Origin of the sequence: Streptomyces nitrosporeus (assembly GCF_008704555.1) — a bacterium.
Lineage (GTDB): Bacteria > Actinomycetota > Actinomycetes > Streptomycetales > Streptomycetaceae > Streptomyces > Streptomyces nitrosporeus.
Window position 1 is genome coordinate 4,941,262 of record NZ_CP023702.1, and the last position, 16,171, is coordinate 4,957,432.

Here is a 16,171-nt window from a genome sequence, read left to right on the forward strand (position 1 = left end):
CGGCATGCACGTCGGAAGCGGGGCACGGGTGAGCACGGGCGAGGCGGACGCGGGGTGCGGGAGCGGCGAGACTGACGAGCCCGGCTGGGAGGTTGACCCAGACGACGAGCCGGGGGCGGCGGTGGTCGCCACGGTGGGGCGCCAGATCAAGGCATGGCGGGAGTCGGTGGGCATGCGGGCCGGCGAGTTCGGGGCCGCGATCGGGTACGGCGAGGGCTTGGTCTACAAGGTGGAGGGAGGCAAGCGCATCCCCCGGCCTGAGTTCCTGGACAAGGCGGACGAGGTACTGGGTGCGGGCGGGAAGATCGCCATGATGAAGGGGGATGTGGCGGAGGTCCGGTACCCGAAAAAGGTGCGGGACCTTGCGGGCGTAGAGGCGAGGTCTGTTGAGATCGCCGCTTATGTAGCGCACGGTCTCCACGGCCTGCTGCAGACTCCTGGCCACGCGCGGGCTTTGTTCGAGGCCCGGCAGCCTCCGTACTCGCAGGATGAGGTGGAGCGGATGGTGGCCGCGCGCATGGCACGGCAGGCGATCTTCGACCGGCTGCCCGCGCCGGCCCTCGGCTTTGTGCAGGAGGAGTCGGCGCTCAGACGCCCCATTGGAGGGGTGGCGGAGTGGCGGCGGCAACTCGGACGCCTGCTGGAGATCGGACGGCTGCGAAACGTGACGCTGCAGGTGATGCCCACACACCGTGAGGCGCACCCCGGGATGGACGGGGACATCACCGTGCTGAAATTCACGGACGGCACGGCGGTGGGACGTTCACAGGGTGCGTTCAACGGACGCCCCGTGACCGATGCGAAGCAACTTCGTATCCTTGAGCTGCGGTACGGGATCATCCGGGCCGAGGCTCTCAACCCCCGGGAGAGCCTGGCCCTCGTCGAGAAAGTGCTGGGAGAGACATGACTCGCAGAACCTCCGCGCAAGGCGCTTCCGGGCTGGCCTGGTTCAAGAGCAGCTACAGCAGCAATGGCAACGAAGGCGACTGCGTCGAGGTCGCGACCAGCCCCGGTGCCGTCCACATCAGGGACTCCAAGCACGTATCGGGACCCGCTCTGGCTGTCACGCCGGCCGCATGGGCAGACCTCGTCTCACACCTGTCGGGAAGCTGAGCACACACGCTCCGACGCCGCTCCCTCCGGTCCTGGCGTCAGGGAGCGGCGCCATGTCCGGACCTCGGCCTGGGCAGTGTGAAGGCGTGCCGGCGAAACCGCGAGAGATGTGTTCGCCGCGGAAGATCACGGCATGAATGCCCTGGCACCGGACAGTGCGCTCCCCGCAGAGCCCGTCCTGTGGTTCCTCAGTCCTCGGAGGGACTTCGCACGCGGTTGGGCCGGGCATCTCTCACTGGGCGGCAGCGGCCAGCAGGCAAGCGACGTCCTCGTGCCGGCCGGCCCGGCTGAGAGCCGCGGTGATGTTCAGCACCGCCTGCTTGTCGGCACGTCTGGCAGCGTTGATCAGTATGGTTTCGGCCGGTGGCCGCCGGAACTTGAGCGGCAGCCGTCGGCGTGCATGGGAGCGCTGTGCTCAGGCGCATGGGTCCAACGCGACATTCACCCCGGCACGCGTCAGCAGACCGGTGGCTATCTCGCAGGTGCGTACCCTCATCCGCGCTGATAGGTCGGCGCCGTCTCCACCTGCTCCGCGGCGGTGATGTCTGGCGACGCCTGGCGGAGGGACCGCCCCGCAAGGCTGGCGACGAGATCGAATGTTGATCGCGCCGCCCTTGCGGCTGCCAGGAACGCAGAGGTCAACTTGCGGCGATTGCCGAGTAGGTCAGTACGTCTGCGGGAATCTGGTGCCGCAACTTCCAGATGATGCCCATGGGCTTGCTCCCCTCATGCTCGACGTACTCGGCGGGGCCCAGGAGCATCCAGGGCTGCGGGCCCCCGATGTCGGTCTTCTTGTACCGGCGGACGAAAAGAAGGACGTGCGAGCCCATGCTCTTGTGGTTCTGGTAGCGCATTCCTGTCGGTGAGGACTCTGACGTCTGGTTCTGGGACTCCCAGTGGAACAGGAAGTCGTTGCGTGCGTAGTCCTTATACCTGGTCTCCGGAGAGAAGTCCTTCTCGTCCTTCTCCAGCGTGATGAGGAGGGCATCGGTCTGGATGTTCTCGCACCACTTCACGCCCTCCCGGAAATGTCCGGGCATGAAGCCGCCTGTGACGGACTGCCCCAGTGCAGGGAGGATCTCCTCGCGGCTGTACGAAGAGTGAACTGTCAGGGGGAGGCTTGCCTGAGTGCCGAGGAGGGGGAGGGGGAGGTGGTCGGCCTCGCCCAGTACCCAGTCCAGCACTTGGCGCAACTCATCGCGAAATGCGCTTTGGGGGCGCAACGTGTCAAAGCCGGCCTGGTAGCTGTCGAAGCCTCCGCCCAGTGGCCACAGGGAGAAGAAGAACATGCGGGCGAACGCCTGCTCTGTCTCTGTGAGGTCGTCGTAGGCGGGTGCGTCATCAGTCAGGAGGCGGGTGTAATGGCCGACACGAAGCGGGTCGTCCACGTGGAGGAAGGCGGACATGCGCTTCAGGAGCGCCGTCTCGCCGTCAGGCCCGGATGGAGCCAGCAGATTTGCGCGGCGGAGGAGGCCCGTCCATGAGTTCCCGTTGCCACGGTACAGCTCCTTCAGCGACCGACCGCTCTCTCTGAGGTAGTCGGCAAGGCGTGGCTGGGCGTAGGCGGCAACCTCGCGTGCGAGCTGTGTGACATTGACGCCGATCTGACTGCGGATGTTGTCTATGATCAAATCCTTGGCCTTTGACTCAAGGACGATCTGGCAGCCCGACGGAAGCTGAGGAAACCCCTTCTCGATGCTTGACAGGAGACGGTTTCGGGTCAAGTTGGTCAGTGCGCGGAACTGTTCCTCGAACCGGAATTCCTTCCGGTGCTGGCCGATGAAGTCCAAAACGGTGAGCACGGCCTTGTCTTCGGTGCGGCGCAGCCCCCGTCCCAGTTGCTGAAGGAAGACAGTGGCGCTGGAAGTGGGGCGCAGGAGCAGCAAGGTGTCCACATCAGGGACATCGAGCCCTTCATTGAACAGGTCCACGGAGAAGATCACTTGGAGATCCGCAGAGCGAAGCTGTTCCAGGGCGGCCTTACGCTCATGACGCGGGGTCTCTCCCGAGAGCGCGAGAGCTTTGATGCCGGCGCGCCGGAAGAAGTCCGCCATGAAGTGGGCGTGATCCACCGAGACGCAGAAGCCCAGGGCTCGCATGGACCCGGGATCGGTCACCTTGTCCATCACTGCTTGCACGACGAGCCTCGCGCGTGCTTCGTTGCCGGTGAAGATGTTGCTGAGTGCCGATGAGTCGTACGCGCCGCGTTTCCAGGCGACCGCTGTCATGTCGGTGTTGTCGGTGATGCCGAAGTAGTGGAAAGGGCTCAGGAGTTCGTTCTCCAGAGCTTCCCAGAGGCGCATCTCGGCGGCGATGCGACCGCCGAAGAACTCGTCCTGGACGTTCTGGCCGTCCATGCGCTCTGGGGTTGCAGTGAGTCCGAGAAGTTCCTTGGGCTCGAAGTGATCCAAGATCTTTCGGTACGTGGGGGAGGTACCGTGGTGGAACTCATCGATGACGATGACGTCAAAGTGGTCGGGGGTGAAGCGTTCCAGGGTCTGGGCATTGAGGGATTGAACGCTAGCGAATACGTGATTCCAGCGGTTTGGGTTCTCGCTGGCGAAAAATAGCTCGCCGAAGTTCGCGTCGATCAGAACGTTCTGGTAGACACGCAGTGATTGTTCAAGGATTTCCTTGCGGTGGGCCACGAAAAGCAGCTTCAAATCCTGGCCGAATGCATGGCGTAGCCGCTTGTAGTCCAATGCGGCCATCACCGTCTTGCCGGTCCCAGTGGCAGCCACCAGCAGGTTGCGGTGGCGGTCGTGCACTGTACGTTCGACTTCGAGACGTTCGAGCATATCCCGCTGGTGCGGGTATGGCCGGACTTCGAGGCCGGAGAGCGTGATGGTGTTGCGGGCGGGCTGGCCGGAACCGCTTGCATGCGACAGTGCCTCGTCGAGGCGTTGAGCATCGGAATCCGGGTCGTACGTCTCGAAGGCGTGGTCGCTCCAGTACGCGTCGAATGTGGCCTCGAACTTGTTCAGAACGGACGGTGTGGCCACGGAGGACAGGCGTACGTTCCATTCGAGCCCGTCGAGAAGGGCTGCCTTGGAGAGGTTTGAGCTGCCTACATAGGCGGTGTCGAAGCCGCTGTCGCGGCGGAAGAGCCACGCTTTGGCGTGCAGCCGTGTGGAGCGGAGTTCGTAATTGACCTTTACTTCGGCGCCGAAGTCGCGGACGAGGCGGTCCAGGGCGCGGCGCTCGGTGGCGCCGATGTATGTAGTGGTCAGCACCCGGATCGGCACACCTCGCGCATGGGCCGAGGCCAGGGACGATTCAAGGACGCGGAGGCCGTGCCATTTTACGAATGCACAAAGGAGGTCGACGCGATCGGCCGTAGCGAGCTCGGCCCGCAGCTCGAAGCCGAGACTCGGGTCCTCGGGGGAGTTGGTGATCAGCGCAGTCTCGGAGAGGGGTGTAGCCGGGCGGATCGCATAAACGCCAGGGGCCTCCTGCTCGGCCACCGAAAGAAGCTGGCGCGGCCCGTCCGTGATCAGATCGACCCACTGTGCCGCGCCCTCAATGGTGTTGAGCGACTCCAGGATCTGGTTGGCAGCGATCACTTGCTCCGCTGGAGAGAGACCTTGGAGGATACGTCGCACGATGTCACCGACGTGGCGTGCGAGTACATGAGGCGCGGACTCTTCCCCCACGAGGGCGTCAATGGGTTCTCGGCCCGTGTGGTCGAGCTGCTTCAGGCGCTCCTGGAGGCGGCGGGTGATGAGCGTTTCGTACAACCCGACGACCGGGGCTGTCTGGGCGGAGCTGCTGGACATGGCCGAGTCCCCTCATCTCGTAACCTGCTGTGCGCATTTGTATCAAGGGGGACTGACACGCCGAGCGTCAGGTGAGCGGCTCAAGAAGGTCGGCGCCGGTCGACAACAGGCTCGGTAGGACCACGCTCGCTGGTGAGGGCTGACCTGTGTGTACTTCCCCGGCCGCTCATCCCCCGCCCCCCGGCAGCGCCTCCACCCCGTCCAGGACCCGGGTCAAGCCGAACTCGAAGAGGGTGCCCAGTTCCAGGTCGAAGCCGCCCCGTCGAAGAGGGTGGACAGGACCGGGGAGGAGCCCGGCGTCTGGACGGCGTCCATGCGGGGTTCGTCGGCGGTCATCCACTCCTCGGCCGACATCCCGGTGTCCTGCCGGGCCAGGGACTCCAGTTCGACGCCTGCCCGGCGGGGCGCCGTATGCCGACGCGGCACGCGAGACCCCGGGAGGGCCGGCCGCGGTCACCGCCGGGCTCCCGGGCCGGGTCGGAGGGGACAGGGGGTGCGGCGAAGGCCGCGGACGCGCCGGGTGCGGCGCGCGCGGTACGGACACCGGGCGCGGCCGGGGAGCCGGGAGTACGGGGGAGGTGGCCCCTCTCCGGTAGCGGGGGGCGGTACGCGGGCCGATGCTGGTCTGCGTGGTGGTCGTCATGTACGGAGGCTCGTTCCCGGGTCCCGTGAGGGGCGAAGGAGCGGTTCATGGCTGACGCGTTCCTGATGGTCGTGGACGGCGCCGGCACGGTCACCGGGTGGAGCCCGGAGGCCGAGCGGCGCTTCGGGCTCACGTCCGCGGAGGCGGAGGGCCGCCGGATGGCGGACGTGCTGGCCCGCGGGCGGCGGAGCGAGGGGGGCGGAAAGGGCGCGGAGGGCCTGCGCCTGCTGCCCCTGGAGGGAGCGGACTGGGAGGTCAGAGCCGCCGGCCAGGACGGTACCGCCCTCGGCAGGGCACTGCTGGACGTGCTGTTCACCCAGGGACATGTACGCGTCTACGTACTCGACCCGGACCTGACCGTACTGCGGGTCAGCGACCCCACCGAGGACGGGGCCGTCGCGGACCGGAGGGTCGGCCGCCCCTTCGGCGACGCCGCCGGTTTCGAGGACCGGCGGCGTGTGCACCGCTACCTGAAGGAGGTCCTCGACACGGGGACGCCCGGCGTCGAGCGGTCGTTCCGGGCCCGTCCGGAGAGCAGGGGAGGCAGGTGGCGCACCATCTCCCTGACGGCTTCCAGGCTCCAGGAGGGGCACGGTGCGGGGCCGGGCGCGGAAGGCCGGATCCTGGGCCTCGCCGTGTGCGCCACCGACATCACCGAGCGGACACGGCGGCAGGGCCGGGACGAGGCGCTCGCCGCGGTACGCGAGAAGGTGGGATCCACCCTGGACGTCGAGGCCACCTGCCGGCTCCTCGTCGACGCGCTGGTCCCCGGTTACGCCGACGTGGGCACCGTCGAGGTCGTCGACAGCGTCCTGCGCGGCGAGAACCCCAGGACCGGCCCGCTGGACCGGGGGGTGCCGCTGCGGCGGGGCGCCTACGCGGGCAGCGAGGCTCCGGCCCACCCGGTCGGGGACGTACGCGCCGTGCCGCCGGGAACGCCCTACCAGCGGGCCCTGACCGACCTGCGGGCGCGTGTCGTCCCGCTGGCCGAGCTGCCCTGGGCCGACGCCGACCCGGCACGCGCCCGGTCCGTCCGCTCCATCGGCGCCCACTCGATGCTGCTGGCGCCGCTGTCCCTGCGCGGAGCGGTCCTCGGACTCATCAGCCTCTACCGCTGCGGGGACTCCGAGCCCTTCACCGAGGAGGACGTCCCGGCCGCGGCGGCCATGGCGTCACGGACCGCCCTCGGCATCGACAACGCCCGCCGCTACGTGCGCGAGTACACCATCGCCAGCACGCTCCAGCGCCGGCTGCTGCCGCAGCGCCCCGCCGCCCAGCCCGCCGTGGAGACCGGCCACCTGCTGCTGCCCGGCGGGGGCAGCGGCTGCTGGTTCGACACCATCTCCCTGTCCGGGGCACGCACCGGCCTGGTCATCGGGGAGGTGGCCGAGCACGGCATCCACGCGGCCACGGCCATGGGGCAGCTGCGCACCGCCATCCAGGCCCTCGCCCCCCTCGACCTGGAACCGGACGAACTGCTGGCCCGGCTGTACGACACGGCGGCACGGCTGGCCGAGGAACGCGCGCAACTGCCGCCGAGCGACCCGCTGCACCGCGAACGGCTGACCGCGACCTGCGCGTACGCCGTGTACGACCCGTTCGCCGAAACCTGCACCATCGCCTCGGCCGGCCACCCCGCGCCGCTCGTCGTGGGCCCCGACAGCCGTTCGTACATCGCGGGGCTGCCGGTGGGGCCGCCGCTGGGAACCGTGGACCGGGAACCCGTCGCCGCCTCCACCTTCCCACTCCGCGAGGGCAGTCTCCTCGCGCTCTACAGCAGCGCCCTGCAGAGCCACGCCGAACCCTCCTCCGGCGTGCTGCGCCAGGCGTTCGCACGGCCGGAGCGCCCGCTGCGGGAGCTGTGCGACGAGGCTTCCTACGTGCTGCCCGACACCCCGGAGATCCGCGGAGCCGCCCTGCTCCTGGCCAGGACCCGGGCGATGCCCGCCGACCGCTACGGGGCCTGGGAACTGCCCTACGACAAGACGGCCCCGGCGACCGCCCGCCGGCTGACGCACAAACGGCTGTCCGACTGGCAGCTCGACGGCGACACCGGGGAGGCCACCGAACTCATCGTCAGCGAACTGGTCACCAACGCGGTGCGCTACGGAAGGCCGCCGGTCGAGCTGCGCCTCATCCTCGACCGGGGTCTGACCTGCGAGATCCGCGACGGCAGTACCACCGCCCCGCACATGAAGTACGCGGGGGCCGTGGACGAGGGCGGCCGGGGACTGTTCATCATCTCCCAGCTCGCCACGCTGTGGGGCACCCGCTACGCGTCGGAGGGCAAGACCGTCTGGTCGGAACAGGCGCTGCCGGAGCCGGAATCGGAACAGGCGCTGCCGGAACCGGACGGGGAATGACCCCGCGGGCGCCGGGTCACGCGCCGGCGTCCTCCGCCCGGACGTGGGCGACCAGGGCGTTGGCGTGGCCGTGGCCCATCGCGTGCTCGGACTTGAGCCAGGAGACCAGCTCCATGTGTCCGGTCAGCGGTGAGGCGCGGATGAGCTCCTTCCACTCCGCGACCGGCCGGCCGTACTTCTTCTCGATCGCGGGGAAGTAGCTCGCGGGGCCCTTCACCCGGCCGTCCGTCCGGTCACTCACAGCCGTCCTCCGTCACGCTCGTCCGGTTCTCGCTCGTTCGTACGGATGGTCAGACCTCTCCCGAACACGGAACTCATCGGCCGTCACCGGCTCCGGTCCGGAACGGTCCGGGCCGATCCGATCCGGTCCGGAACGGTCCGGGCCGATCCGGCCTGGGCTGTTCCGTTCCGGTCCCGCCTGGGCCGATCCGGGTCCGGTCCGGGGCGGGCAGCGGCCGCCGTCAGGCCGTGCCGTGGCAGTCGCGGTAGGCGCGCTCCGTCCCGCACCAGCACGCCGCGGCGCGTGCCGGGGGCCACGGCACCGCGCGGCCACGGGCGGCGAGCGTGGTGGCGTACTGGGGGAGCAGGTCCGGATCGGACGGCGAGGCCGCCTCGGACGCGGCGAACGCCTCGTACGAGGGGACCGTGCCGGTGACGATGCCGAGATGCGCGGTGCCCGCCGCCCGCAGGTCGCGCAGCGCCGCCTCCAGCCGGTCCAGGTGGACGGTGTGGCCGGTGTACTCCCGGCGCAGCTCCGGATAGGCGGTGAGAAGCTCGCCCAGCTCGTCCTCGGGCCAGTGGAGCACCGCGACCGGGAAGGGCCGGGACAGCGCCGCGCGGTAGGTGCCCAGCTCCGCGCGGAGCCGGGTGATCTCCGCCCGCAGCTCGCCCGGGTCGGAGGAACCGAGGGACCACAGGCGCTTCGGGTCGTGCAGTTCGTCCAGCGGCACCGCGGCCGTGTGCAGGGTGTCCGCCAGCTCGTCCCAGGCGTCGTGCCCGGCACCCATCAGCCGCCGCACCCGGTGCCGCCCGGTCAGCAGCGCCCTGGTCGCGTAGGGCACCTCCTCGCCCGGGGTGAGGAGGTCGTTCAGCGCGGTGGAGAAGAAGTCGAGGGCCGACTCCAGCTCGTCGTGCGCCTCCAGGGTCTGGGCGGCGATGTCCCACGCCGCCGCGTCCAGCGGGCCCGCGGTACGCAGCCCGTCCAGGATCGCGCGGGCCTCCGCCTCGTGGCCGTACTCCCAGAGGTTGGCGGCCTTGAGCGCTTTGACCAGGTGCGGGTTCTCCACGGCCGTGTCCGGGGAGCCGAGCAGCCGGTCGTAGAGGGTGGTCGCGCGGGCGCGGTCGCCGGCCAGTTCCAGATGGGCCGCGGCCTGGAGGAACAGCGGTTCCTGGTCCTCGGGGTGCTGCGCCGCGGTACGCAGCAGTCGCTCGGCTTCGGTGATGTGCTCGGCAGGCGTGTCGGGGCGCATGGACCACACCGTACTGCTGTGCGGGGGCCGGACGAGAGAGCCCTCGGTGGAGTGCCGGTGGAGTTCTGTGTACCGCCGGACGGGTGACGGGGATATCCGGCCGGGAGCGGCCCGCCCGCACCGCGCGGGACGAGCGGGGCGGAGCCGTCCCGTACGGGAGTGTGAGACCGTTCGTGTATAACGGCTTGAGGACCGTACGGACCCCTGTCCGTCCGTACCGGGCCGTCGGCGGGCACATCCGCGCCGGCCCGCACGAATGAGGACACACGAGGGGAGGGGACGCGATGCGCGACGGCACACGCCTGCGCGACGCCGCCGCCCGGCTCCTGCGACCGGTCGTCAGGCCCGCCGCCTTCCTCGTCCTGTTCCTCACCGAGGTCCTGCTCGCCGAAGGCGGCGGCCTCTACGCCGTCGCGATCGCCGCCACCGCGGCCGCCGGCTCCGCCCTCCTGGTCTGCGCCGTCATCAGCGCCCGCTGCGCGGCCCCCGTGCCCCGCACCCGGGTGCGCACCGCCTTGCGCGACCGTGAGAAACGCACCGCCTTCCTGCCGCAGCGGGACCCCGACGCCAAGGGCCGCACCCGGCCCCGGGCCCCCGGGGCCGCCCTCCTGACGGCCGCGTAGGGACCCGCACCCTCCCGCTCGTACACCCGCCCGCTCTCGGCGCGGTCCGTCCTGCCGACCTCTCCTCACCCCGGCACGACGAGACCCCCGGAGGGCTCACCCATGTCCGCTTTCATGTCCGCTTTCGCCGGCCTGGTCGGCGCGCTCGCCGACCTGCTCCAGCCGCTTCTGGCGACCGCGTCCACCGCCGCCGCGATCGTCCTGTTCACCGCACTCGTACGGCTCGCCGTACACCCCCTGTCGAGGGCCGCGGCCCGGGGGCAGAAGGCCCGCACCAAGCTCCAGCCGCAGATCGCCGAACTGCGCAGGAAGCACGCCGGGAACCCGGAGCGGATGCAGAAGGCCCTGATGGAACTGCACGCGAAGGAGAAGGTCTCCCCGCTCTCCGGGTGCCTGCCCAGCCTGCTCCAGATGCCGGCCTTCTTCCTGCTCTACCACCTCTTCTCCAGCCAGGACATCGGCGGTGAGCCCAACCGGCTGCTCGGCCACGACCTCCTCGGGGCCCCGCTCGGCGAACGCTGGCACCACGCGCTCGGCGAGGGAGGCCCCTTCGGGCCGCAGGGCCTGGTCTACCTGGGGCTCTTCGCGATCGTCGCGGCCGTTGCCACCTTCAACTACGGACGTACCAAGCGCCAGATGGCGGCGAACCCCGTCACCCCGGCCACCGGCCCCGACGGGCAGCCGGTGCCGGGCATGGGGGCCATGACGAAGCTGATGCCGATGATGTCGTTCCTGACGCTCCTCTCCGTGGCCGTGGTCCCGCTGGCGGCGGCGCTGTACATCGTCACCAGCACCACCTGGACCGCGGTCGAACGCGCGTACCTCTACCGGGACGCCCCCGCCGCGGAGGCCGCCGTGGCACCCGCCCTCTGAGGGGCCGCCACCGGTACGGGTCCAGGGTGTGAACAGGGTCTTGCGGAGTGATCCGATGTCTTGGACGATCGGACGAGCCTTTCGCTGGCCGCTACCCACCGACGGGCTCGATCACGACCAAGGGGAGATGGACCGTTGAAGCTGCTTCGAGTCGGTACGGCGGGCGCGGAACGTCCCGCGCTGCTGGACCGTAACGGGACCTTGCGTGACCTCTCGGGCCTGGTGTCCGACATCGACGGTGAGCTGCTCGCCGACGCGTCGGCGCTGGACCGGGTGCGGCAGGCGGCCGATACACCCGACGTACTGCCGCCACTGGACGCCGAAGGGCTGCGTATCGGCCCGCCGGTCGCCCGGATCGGCAAGATCGTGTGCATCGGGCTGAACTACCACGACCACGCCGCGGAGACCGGTGCGGCGACCCCCGGGGAGCCGATCCTCTTCCTCAAGTCCCCCGACACCGTCGTCGGACCGGAGGACACGGTGCTGGTGCCGCGCGGCAGCCGGAAGACCGACTGGGAGGTCGAGCTCGCGGTCGTCATCGGCCGCACCGCCCGCTACCTCGGCTCCGCCGAGGAGGCGCTGGGACACGTCGCCGGGTACGCCACGGCGCACGACGTCTCGGAGCGGGAGTTCCAGCTGGAACGGGGCGGCACCTGGGACAAGGGCAAGAACTGCGAGACCTTCAACCCGCTCGGCCCGTGGCTGGTCACCGCCGACGAGGTGCCCGACCCGCAGGCGCTGGAGCTGAAACTCTGGGTCAACGGCGAACTGAAGCAGAACGGCACGAGCGCCGACCAGATCTTCCCGGTGGGCGAGGTCGTGCGCTACCTCAGCCACTTCATGACGCTCTACCCCGGCGACGTCATCAACACCGGCACCCCGGCGGGCGTGGCGATGGGGCGGCCCGAACCCAAGCCGTACCTGCGGGCCGGGGACGTCGTCGAGGTCGAGGTCGTGGGCCTGGGACGGCAGCGGCAGGCGCTCAAGGACGCGTAGGGCCCGCTTGGCGGACGCGTGTGCGGGGGAGGCGGGCCGTCCCGCCTCCCCCGCACCGCCCCTCAGGAGAAGTGCCGGGTCAGGAACTGCTCCAGGGCCTCCACCACCAGGGCGTGGTCCTCGGCCTGCGGAAGGCCCGAGACCGTCACCGTGCCGATGACGCCCGCGCCCTCCACCGCGACCGGGAACGATCCGCCGTGCGCCGCGTAGACGTCCGGGTCCAGCCGGGAGGACTCGTCGAAGGTGGTGCCCTTCGCCCGGAACCGGGTGCCGACGAGGTACGAACTCTCGCCGTACCGCTCCACCACCCGGCGCTTGCGGTTGATCCACGCGTCGTTGTCCGCGCTCGACCCGGGCAGCGCCGCGTGGAAGAGCTGCTGGGCCCCGCGCCGGATGTCGATCGCCACCGGGGCGTGCCGCTCACGGGCGAGCGAGACCAGCAGCCCGCCCAGCGCGTACGCCTCGTCGTAGCCGAAGCGCGGCAGGGTCAGCCGCCGCTCCTGGGCGATCAGCTCGGAGATGGTCGGCGCGGTGGCGCTCATGCGTGCGGCTCCTCTTCGTGTCGCGTACGTCGTGCCGCCGGCCCGGACGCCGGGGCGGGTCGTGCCGGGGCGGGACCGGCGGTCATGCCGAGGGGGAGAGCGCCACGGTGACGCCCTCACGGGCCGAACGGCGTGCGGCCTCCAGGACGTCCAGCGCGGCGGCGGCCTCCAGGGCGGTCACCGGGTTCTCCCCGTCGCCCCGCAGCGCGGCGGCGACCGCCCCGTAGTACGCCGGGTAGTCGCCCGGCAGGGTGGGGACCGGGTCACCGCCGCCGGTCAGCGGCGACTCGCCGGCGCCGATCCGCCCCCACCGTTCCCGCGGCTCCTCGCCCCACGGCTTCCCGGACACGGGCCGGCCGCCCTCGCGCAGGGCGGCCTCCTGCGGGTCGAGACCGTACTTCACATAGCCGGCCTTCGAACCGAGCACCCGGAAGCGCGGACCGAGCTGGGCCGTGGTCGCGCTGACGTACAGATGGGAGCGGACGCCGTGCGCGTGCGTGATCGCGAGGAACGTGTCGTCGTCGGCCGCGGCACCCGGACGGCGCACATCGGACTCCGCGTACACGCTGAGCGCCGGACCGAACAGGGTCAGGGCCTGGTCCACGACGTGGCTCCCCAGGTCGTACAGCAGACCGCCGATCTCCTCCGGGTCCCCCGACTCGCGCCAGCCGCCCTTCAGCTGCGGCCGCCACCGCTCGAACCGGGACTCGAAGCGCTGCACCTCACCGAGCTCACCGTCCTCGATCAGACGGGAGAGCGTGAGGAAGTCGTTGTCCCAGCGGCGGTTCTGGAAGACCGAGAGCAGCAGCCCCCGCCCGTCGGCCAGCGCCGCCAGCTCCCGGGCCTCGGCGGCCGTACCGGCCAGCGGCTTGTCCACGACCACCGGCAGCCCGGCCTCCAGGGCGGCCCGCGCGATCCGTACGTGCGTCTTGTTCGGCGAGGCGATCACCAGCAGGTCCAGCTCGCCGGCGCGCGCGAGCAGCTCCTCGGGAGAGGCGGCGAGCCGCACCCCCGGATACGCGGCGCGGACCGCGGACCGCCGCTCCTCGTCCGAGGTGACGACCGTGTCCAGCACGAGGCCCTCGGTCGCGGCGATCAGCGGGGCGTGGAAGACGGAGCCCGCCAGGCCGTAGCCGACGAGTCCGACGCGGACGGGAGCGGTGTCAGTCATACCGACCACTTAAGCAACGCTGTTGCCAAAGCGCAAGCGAGGGGGACAATGGTGCCGTGAACAGGAGCAGCAGCAGGAGCGGCGGGGCCAATCTGCCCGCCCTGCGCCACCACAACGCGTCGCTCGTGCTCGACCTGCTGCGCGTGGCCGGCGAGACCGGGATCAGCCGGCTGGAGCTCGCGGAGCGCACGGGCCTCACCCCGCAGGCGGTCAGCAAGATCACCACCCGGCTGCGCACCGAGGGCCTCGCGGCCGAGGCGGGCCGGCTGGCCTCCACCGGCGGCAAGCCCCGCACGGTGCTCCGCCTCGTCCCCGGCGCCGGGTACGCGGTCGGGCTCCACCTGGACCGGGACGAACTGACCGCGGTCCTGACCGACCTCGCCGGGACCCCCGTCGCGGTGCACGTGGCCCCGCTGGACCTCGGTGCCCCGGCCGGCCGGGTGGTCGGCGCGGCGGCCCACGCGGTGGAGACGGTACGGGCCGGCGCCCCCCGGACCGGGGACCGCCGGATCTTCGGCGTGGGCGCCGCGCTGCCCGGCCCGCTGGACCACCACGGCGGGGTGCTGCACCGCGTCACCGGCTTCCCGCAGTGGGACGGCTTCCCGCTGCGGGACGTCCTGGCCGGGCGGACGGGCCTGCCGGTGGTCCTGGACAAGGACACCAACGCGGCCGCCCTCGGCCTCGCCCTGCGCGCCCGGTCCGCCTCCGACTTCGCCTACCTCCACCTGGGCACGGGCCTCGGCGCAGGGCTCGTACTCGGCGGCTTCGTGCACCGGGGCGCCCGCACCGGCGCGGGGGAGTTCGGCCACCAGACCCTCCAGCTGGACGGCCCCCCGTGCGGCTGCGGCGGGCGGGGCTGCACCGAGGCGCTCTGCCTGGCCGCCGTCGCCCGGGGCGACACCGCCGAGGCCGCACGGGTGCTGGGGGCGGGCGCCGCCAACCTCGTCGGGCTGCTCGACATCGACCGGCTGGTCCTGGGCGGCCGTACCGTCGCCGCCCACGAGCGGACCTTCGTGGACGGCGTACGCGCGGTCGTCGGGGAACGCGCCCGCCGGGACGGCACCGGCCCCGCCGTCCCGGTCACAGCCGCGGGGGGCGACCGCCTGATCGCCGAAGGCGCCGCCCAACTGGTCCTGGCCCCGCTCTTCGGCCGCGCGGGCGAGGGCGTCGGGCCGCCCCGGACGGGCGGGGACGGGCCGGCGCGTACGGACGGGCCGGCCTGACCCGGCGGGGAGGGGCGTGGACGGCGGGGTGCCCCGGCGGGGAGGGGCGGAAGGGGTGTGGCCGGCGGGGTGCCCCGGCGGGGAGGGGCGGAAGGGGTGTGGCCGGCGGGGTGCCCCGGCGCCGTTCGGGCGGTTTCCTCCGCCCGATCGGGCGGACTTCCCCGGCCGGCGGTTGGCGGACCGCGCACACCCGTGGCAGCGTCGCCGTCACCGCCGGTGGCCTCCGCCCCGGCCGTCCGCGAGCAGCAAAGGGTGACCCCCGATGCCCACCAAGCCCCCCGCACGACTCCGCGACGGACGCGTGCTGATCCGCCTGGGACTCGCCGCGGGCCTCGTCGTCCCGGCCGGGCTCCTCGGCACCCCGGCCCCCGCCGCCGTACCGGCGGCCGCCCCGTCGGCGTCCGTCTCCGGGGCCCCGGACGCCGTACCGGCCGGGGCGCGGCCGGTCTGCGGCGACCCGGAGGCCGGGGAGTTCCCCATCGGCACCCGCATCCACGGCGGCCCCGACACCTACGCCTCCGGCGGCGGATACGGCACCTGGTACCTCGACCTGACCAACACCACCTCCAGGACCTGCCACGCCATCCACCCCGTCCTCGTCCTCACCGACGAGGGCCGCGAACTGACCCCCGAACAGATCCAGCTGGAGTTCGTCGAACGGACGCACCCCGACGAGGAGCACCGGGTCAGCTGGGAGTCCACCGACCGCGACGAGCAGATCGGTGTGTTCGGCGGCGAGGAGGACGACGACTTCCCCGGCTTCACCGTTCCCGCCGAACGGACGGTCACGGTCGAGGTGCGCATGGCGTTCACCTCCGACACCAGACCGGGCACGGTCACGGCGAACGCCGCCGTCGTCCAGCGGCGCGCCGCACGGGACGGCCAGGGGCAGGAGCCCGGGGAGGCGGACGGCGACTGGGTCGGTGAGTCCGCCGACTACACCTTCACCATCGTCGAGGGCGCGATCGACGGCGGTACCGACAGCCTCGGCGCGGGGAACGACGGCGGCACGGACGACGGCGGCACGGATGACGACGGCACAGGGAACGACGGCGCGGGCGACGAGGGCACGGACGGCGACGGCACCGGGACCACCGGGGCCCTGGACCGCGAGGGCGCCGGGGCCCGGCGCGGGACGGCGCAGGGCGACGGGCTGCCCGAACTGGCCCGCACCGGCCGGGCACCCGCCGCGTGGACCGTCCCCGTGGCCGGGGCGCTGGTGTCCGCCGGGGCGGCGGCCCTGTTCCACGCCCGCAGCCTGCGCCGCCGCTCCCGCTGAGAGGCAGCCCGGCGGCCCCGGACCCGCCCCCGCGCCACCGGTGTGACCCGCCCCGCGGAGCCGGTTCCGGCCGGTCGAACGGGCAGCCTAAGATCGGGAC

14 protein-coding genes are annotated in these 16,171 nt (G+C 71.6%); 8 read left to right on the forward strand and 6 right to left on the reverse strand.

Annotation, left to right across the window (positions count from 1 at the left end):
* The first annotated feature begins 4 nt into the window (after positions 1 to 4).
* Positions 5 to 907, forward strand: a complete 903-nt coding sequence (locus CP967_RS21890) for a helix-turn-helix domain-containing protein (protein ID WP_150489601.1) — start codon at positions 5 to 7, stop codon at positions 905 to 907.
* Positions 904 to 1,113 carry a DUF397 domain-containing protein gene (locus CP967_RS21895; RefSeq protein ID WP_150489602.1) on the forward strand — a complete coding sequence of 70 codons (210 nt, stop codon included), beginning with the start codon at positions 904 to 906 and terminating at the stop codon, positions 1,111 to 1,113. The genes CP967_RS21890 and CP967_RS21895 overlap by 4 nt, the downstream gene beginning before the upstream one ends.
* Before the next feature lie 638 nt (positions 1,114 to 1,751).
* Here the strand turns inward: CP967_RS21895 and CP967_RS21900 are convergent.
* Both CP967_RS21900 and CP967_RS21905 read right to left on the reverse strand, forming a co-directional pair.
* Positions 1,752 to 4,889 (reverse strand): DEAD/DEAH box helicase, encoded by a 3,138-nt coding sequence (locus tag CP967_RS21900; RefSeq protein WP_150489603.1) that lies wholly within the window; start codon positions 4,887 to 4,889, stop codon positions 1,752 to 1,754.
* 213 nt (positions 4,890 to 5,102) lie between these two features.
* Positions 5,103 to 5,315, reverse strand: a complete 213-nt coding sequence (locus tag CP967_RS21905) for a hypothetical protein (protein WP_229888358.1) — start codon at positions 5,313 to 5,315, stop codon at positions 5,103 to 5,105.
* Between the two features lie 264 nt (positions 5,316 to 5,579).
* Between CP967_RS21905 and CP967_RS21910 the strand changes: the two genes are divergently transcribed.
* Positions 5,580 to 7,895: a SpoIIE family protein phosphatase gene (locus CP967_RS21910; RefSeq protein WP_150489604.1), complete on the forward strand. Its 2,316-nt coding sequence runs from the start codon at positions 5,580 to 5,582 to the stop codon at positions 7,893 to 7,895.
* 16 nt (positions 7,896 to 7,911) lie between these two features.
* On the opposite strand, the gene CP967_RS21915 is transcribed toward CP967_RS21910, so the two are convergent.
* On the reverse strand, positions 7,912 to 8,136 hold the full coding sequence (locus CP967_RS21915) for a DUF4287 domain-containing protein (protein ID WP_229888357.1): 225 nt from the start codon (positions 8,134 to 8,136) through the stop codon (positions 7,912 to 7,914).
* Between the two features lie 220 nt (positions 8,137 to 8,356).
* On the reverse strand, positions 8,357 to 9,364 hold the full coding sequence (locus CP967_RS21920; protein ID WP_150489605.1) for a tetratricopeptide repeat protein: 1,008 nt from the start codon (positions 9,362 to 9,364) through the stop codon (positions 8,357 to 8,359).
* 284 nt (positions 9,365 to 9,648) lie between these two features.
* On the opposite strand from CP967_RS21920, the gene CP967_RS21925 reads away from it, so the two are divergent.
* The 3 genes from CP967_RS21925 to CP967_RS21935 all read left to right on the forward strand — a co-directional run bounded on the left by CP967_RS21925 (position 9,649) and on the right by CP967_RS21935 (position 11,856).
* Positions 9,649 to 9,987 carry a DUF6412 domain-containing protein gene (locus tag CP967_RS21925; protein ID WP_150489606.1) on the forward strand — a complete coding sequence of 113 codons (339 nt, stop codon included), beginning with the start codon at positions 9,649 to 9,651 and terminating at the stop codon, positions 9,985 to 9,987.
* Between the two features lie 102 nt (positions 9,988 to 10,089).
* The gene (locus CP967_RS21930; protein ID WP_150489607.1) at positions 10,090 to 10,860 is read left to right on the forward strand and encodes a YidC/Oxa1 family membrane protein insertase; all 771 of its coding nucleotides are present in this window, start codon (positions 10,090 to 10,092) and stop codon (positions 10,858 to 10,860) included.
* A 135-nt stretch (positions 10,861 to 10,995) separates the two neighbouring features.
* A complete protein-coding gene (locus tag CP967_RS21935; RefSeq protein WP_150489608.1) occupies positions 10,996 to 11,856 on the forward strand; it encodes a fumarylacetoacetate hydrolase family protein in 861 nt (286 codons plus the stop codon).
* A gap of 62 nt (positions 11,857 to 11,918) precedes the next feature.
* Here CP967_RS21935 and CP967_RS21940 read toward each other — a convergent pair whose 3' ends face one another.
* Together CP967_RS21940 and CP967_RS21945 are read right to left on the reverse strand one after the other, a co-directional pair.
* Positions 11,919 to 12,398: a heme-degrading domain-containing protein gene (locus CP967_RS21940; RefSeq protein WP_150489609.1), complete on the reverse strand. Its 480-nt coding sequence runs from the start codon at positions 12,396 to 12,398 to the stop codon at positions 11,919 to 11,921.
* An 82-nt stretch (positions 12,399 to 12,480) separates the two neighbouring features.
* The gene (locus CP967_RS21945; protein ID WP_150489610.1) at positions 12,481 to 13,569 is read right to left on the reverse strand and encodes a Gfo/Idh/MocA family oxidoreductase; all 1,089 of its coding nucleotides are present in this window, start codon (positions 13,567 to 13,569) and stop codon (positions 12,481 to 12,483) included.
* Positions 13,570 to 13,625: 56 nt separating this feature from the next.
* Between CP967_RS21945 and CP967_RS21950 the strand changes: the two genes are divergently transcribed.
* Both CP967_RS21950 and CP967_RS21955 read left to right on the forward strand, forming a co-directional pair.
* Positions 13,626 to 14,792, forward strand: coding sequence for an ROK family transcriptional regulator (locus CP967_RS21950; protein ID WP_150489611.1), 1,167 nt, complete (start codon positions 13,626 to 13,628; stop codon positions 14,790 to 14,792).
* Positions 14,793 to 15,054: 262 nt separating this feature from the next.
* The gene (locus CP967_RS21955; protein ID WP_150489612.1) at positions 15,055 to 16,071 is read left to right on the forward strand and encodes a hypothetical protein; all 1,017 of its coding nucleotides are present in this window, start codon (positions 15,055 to 15,057) and stop codon (positions 16,069 to 16,071) included.
* Positions 16,072 to 16,171 lie beyond the last annotated feature (100 nt).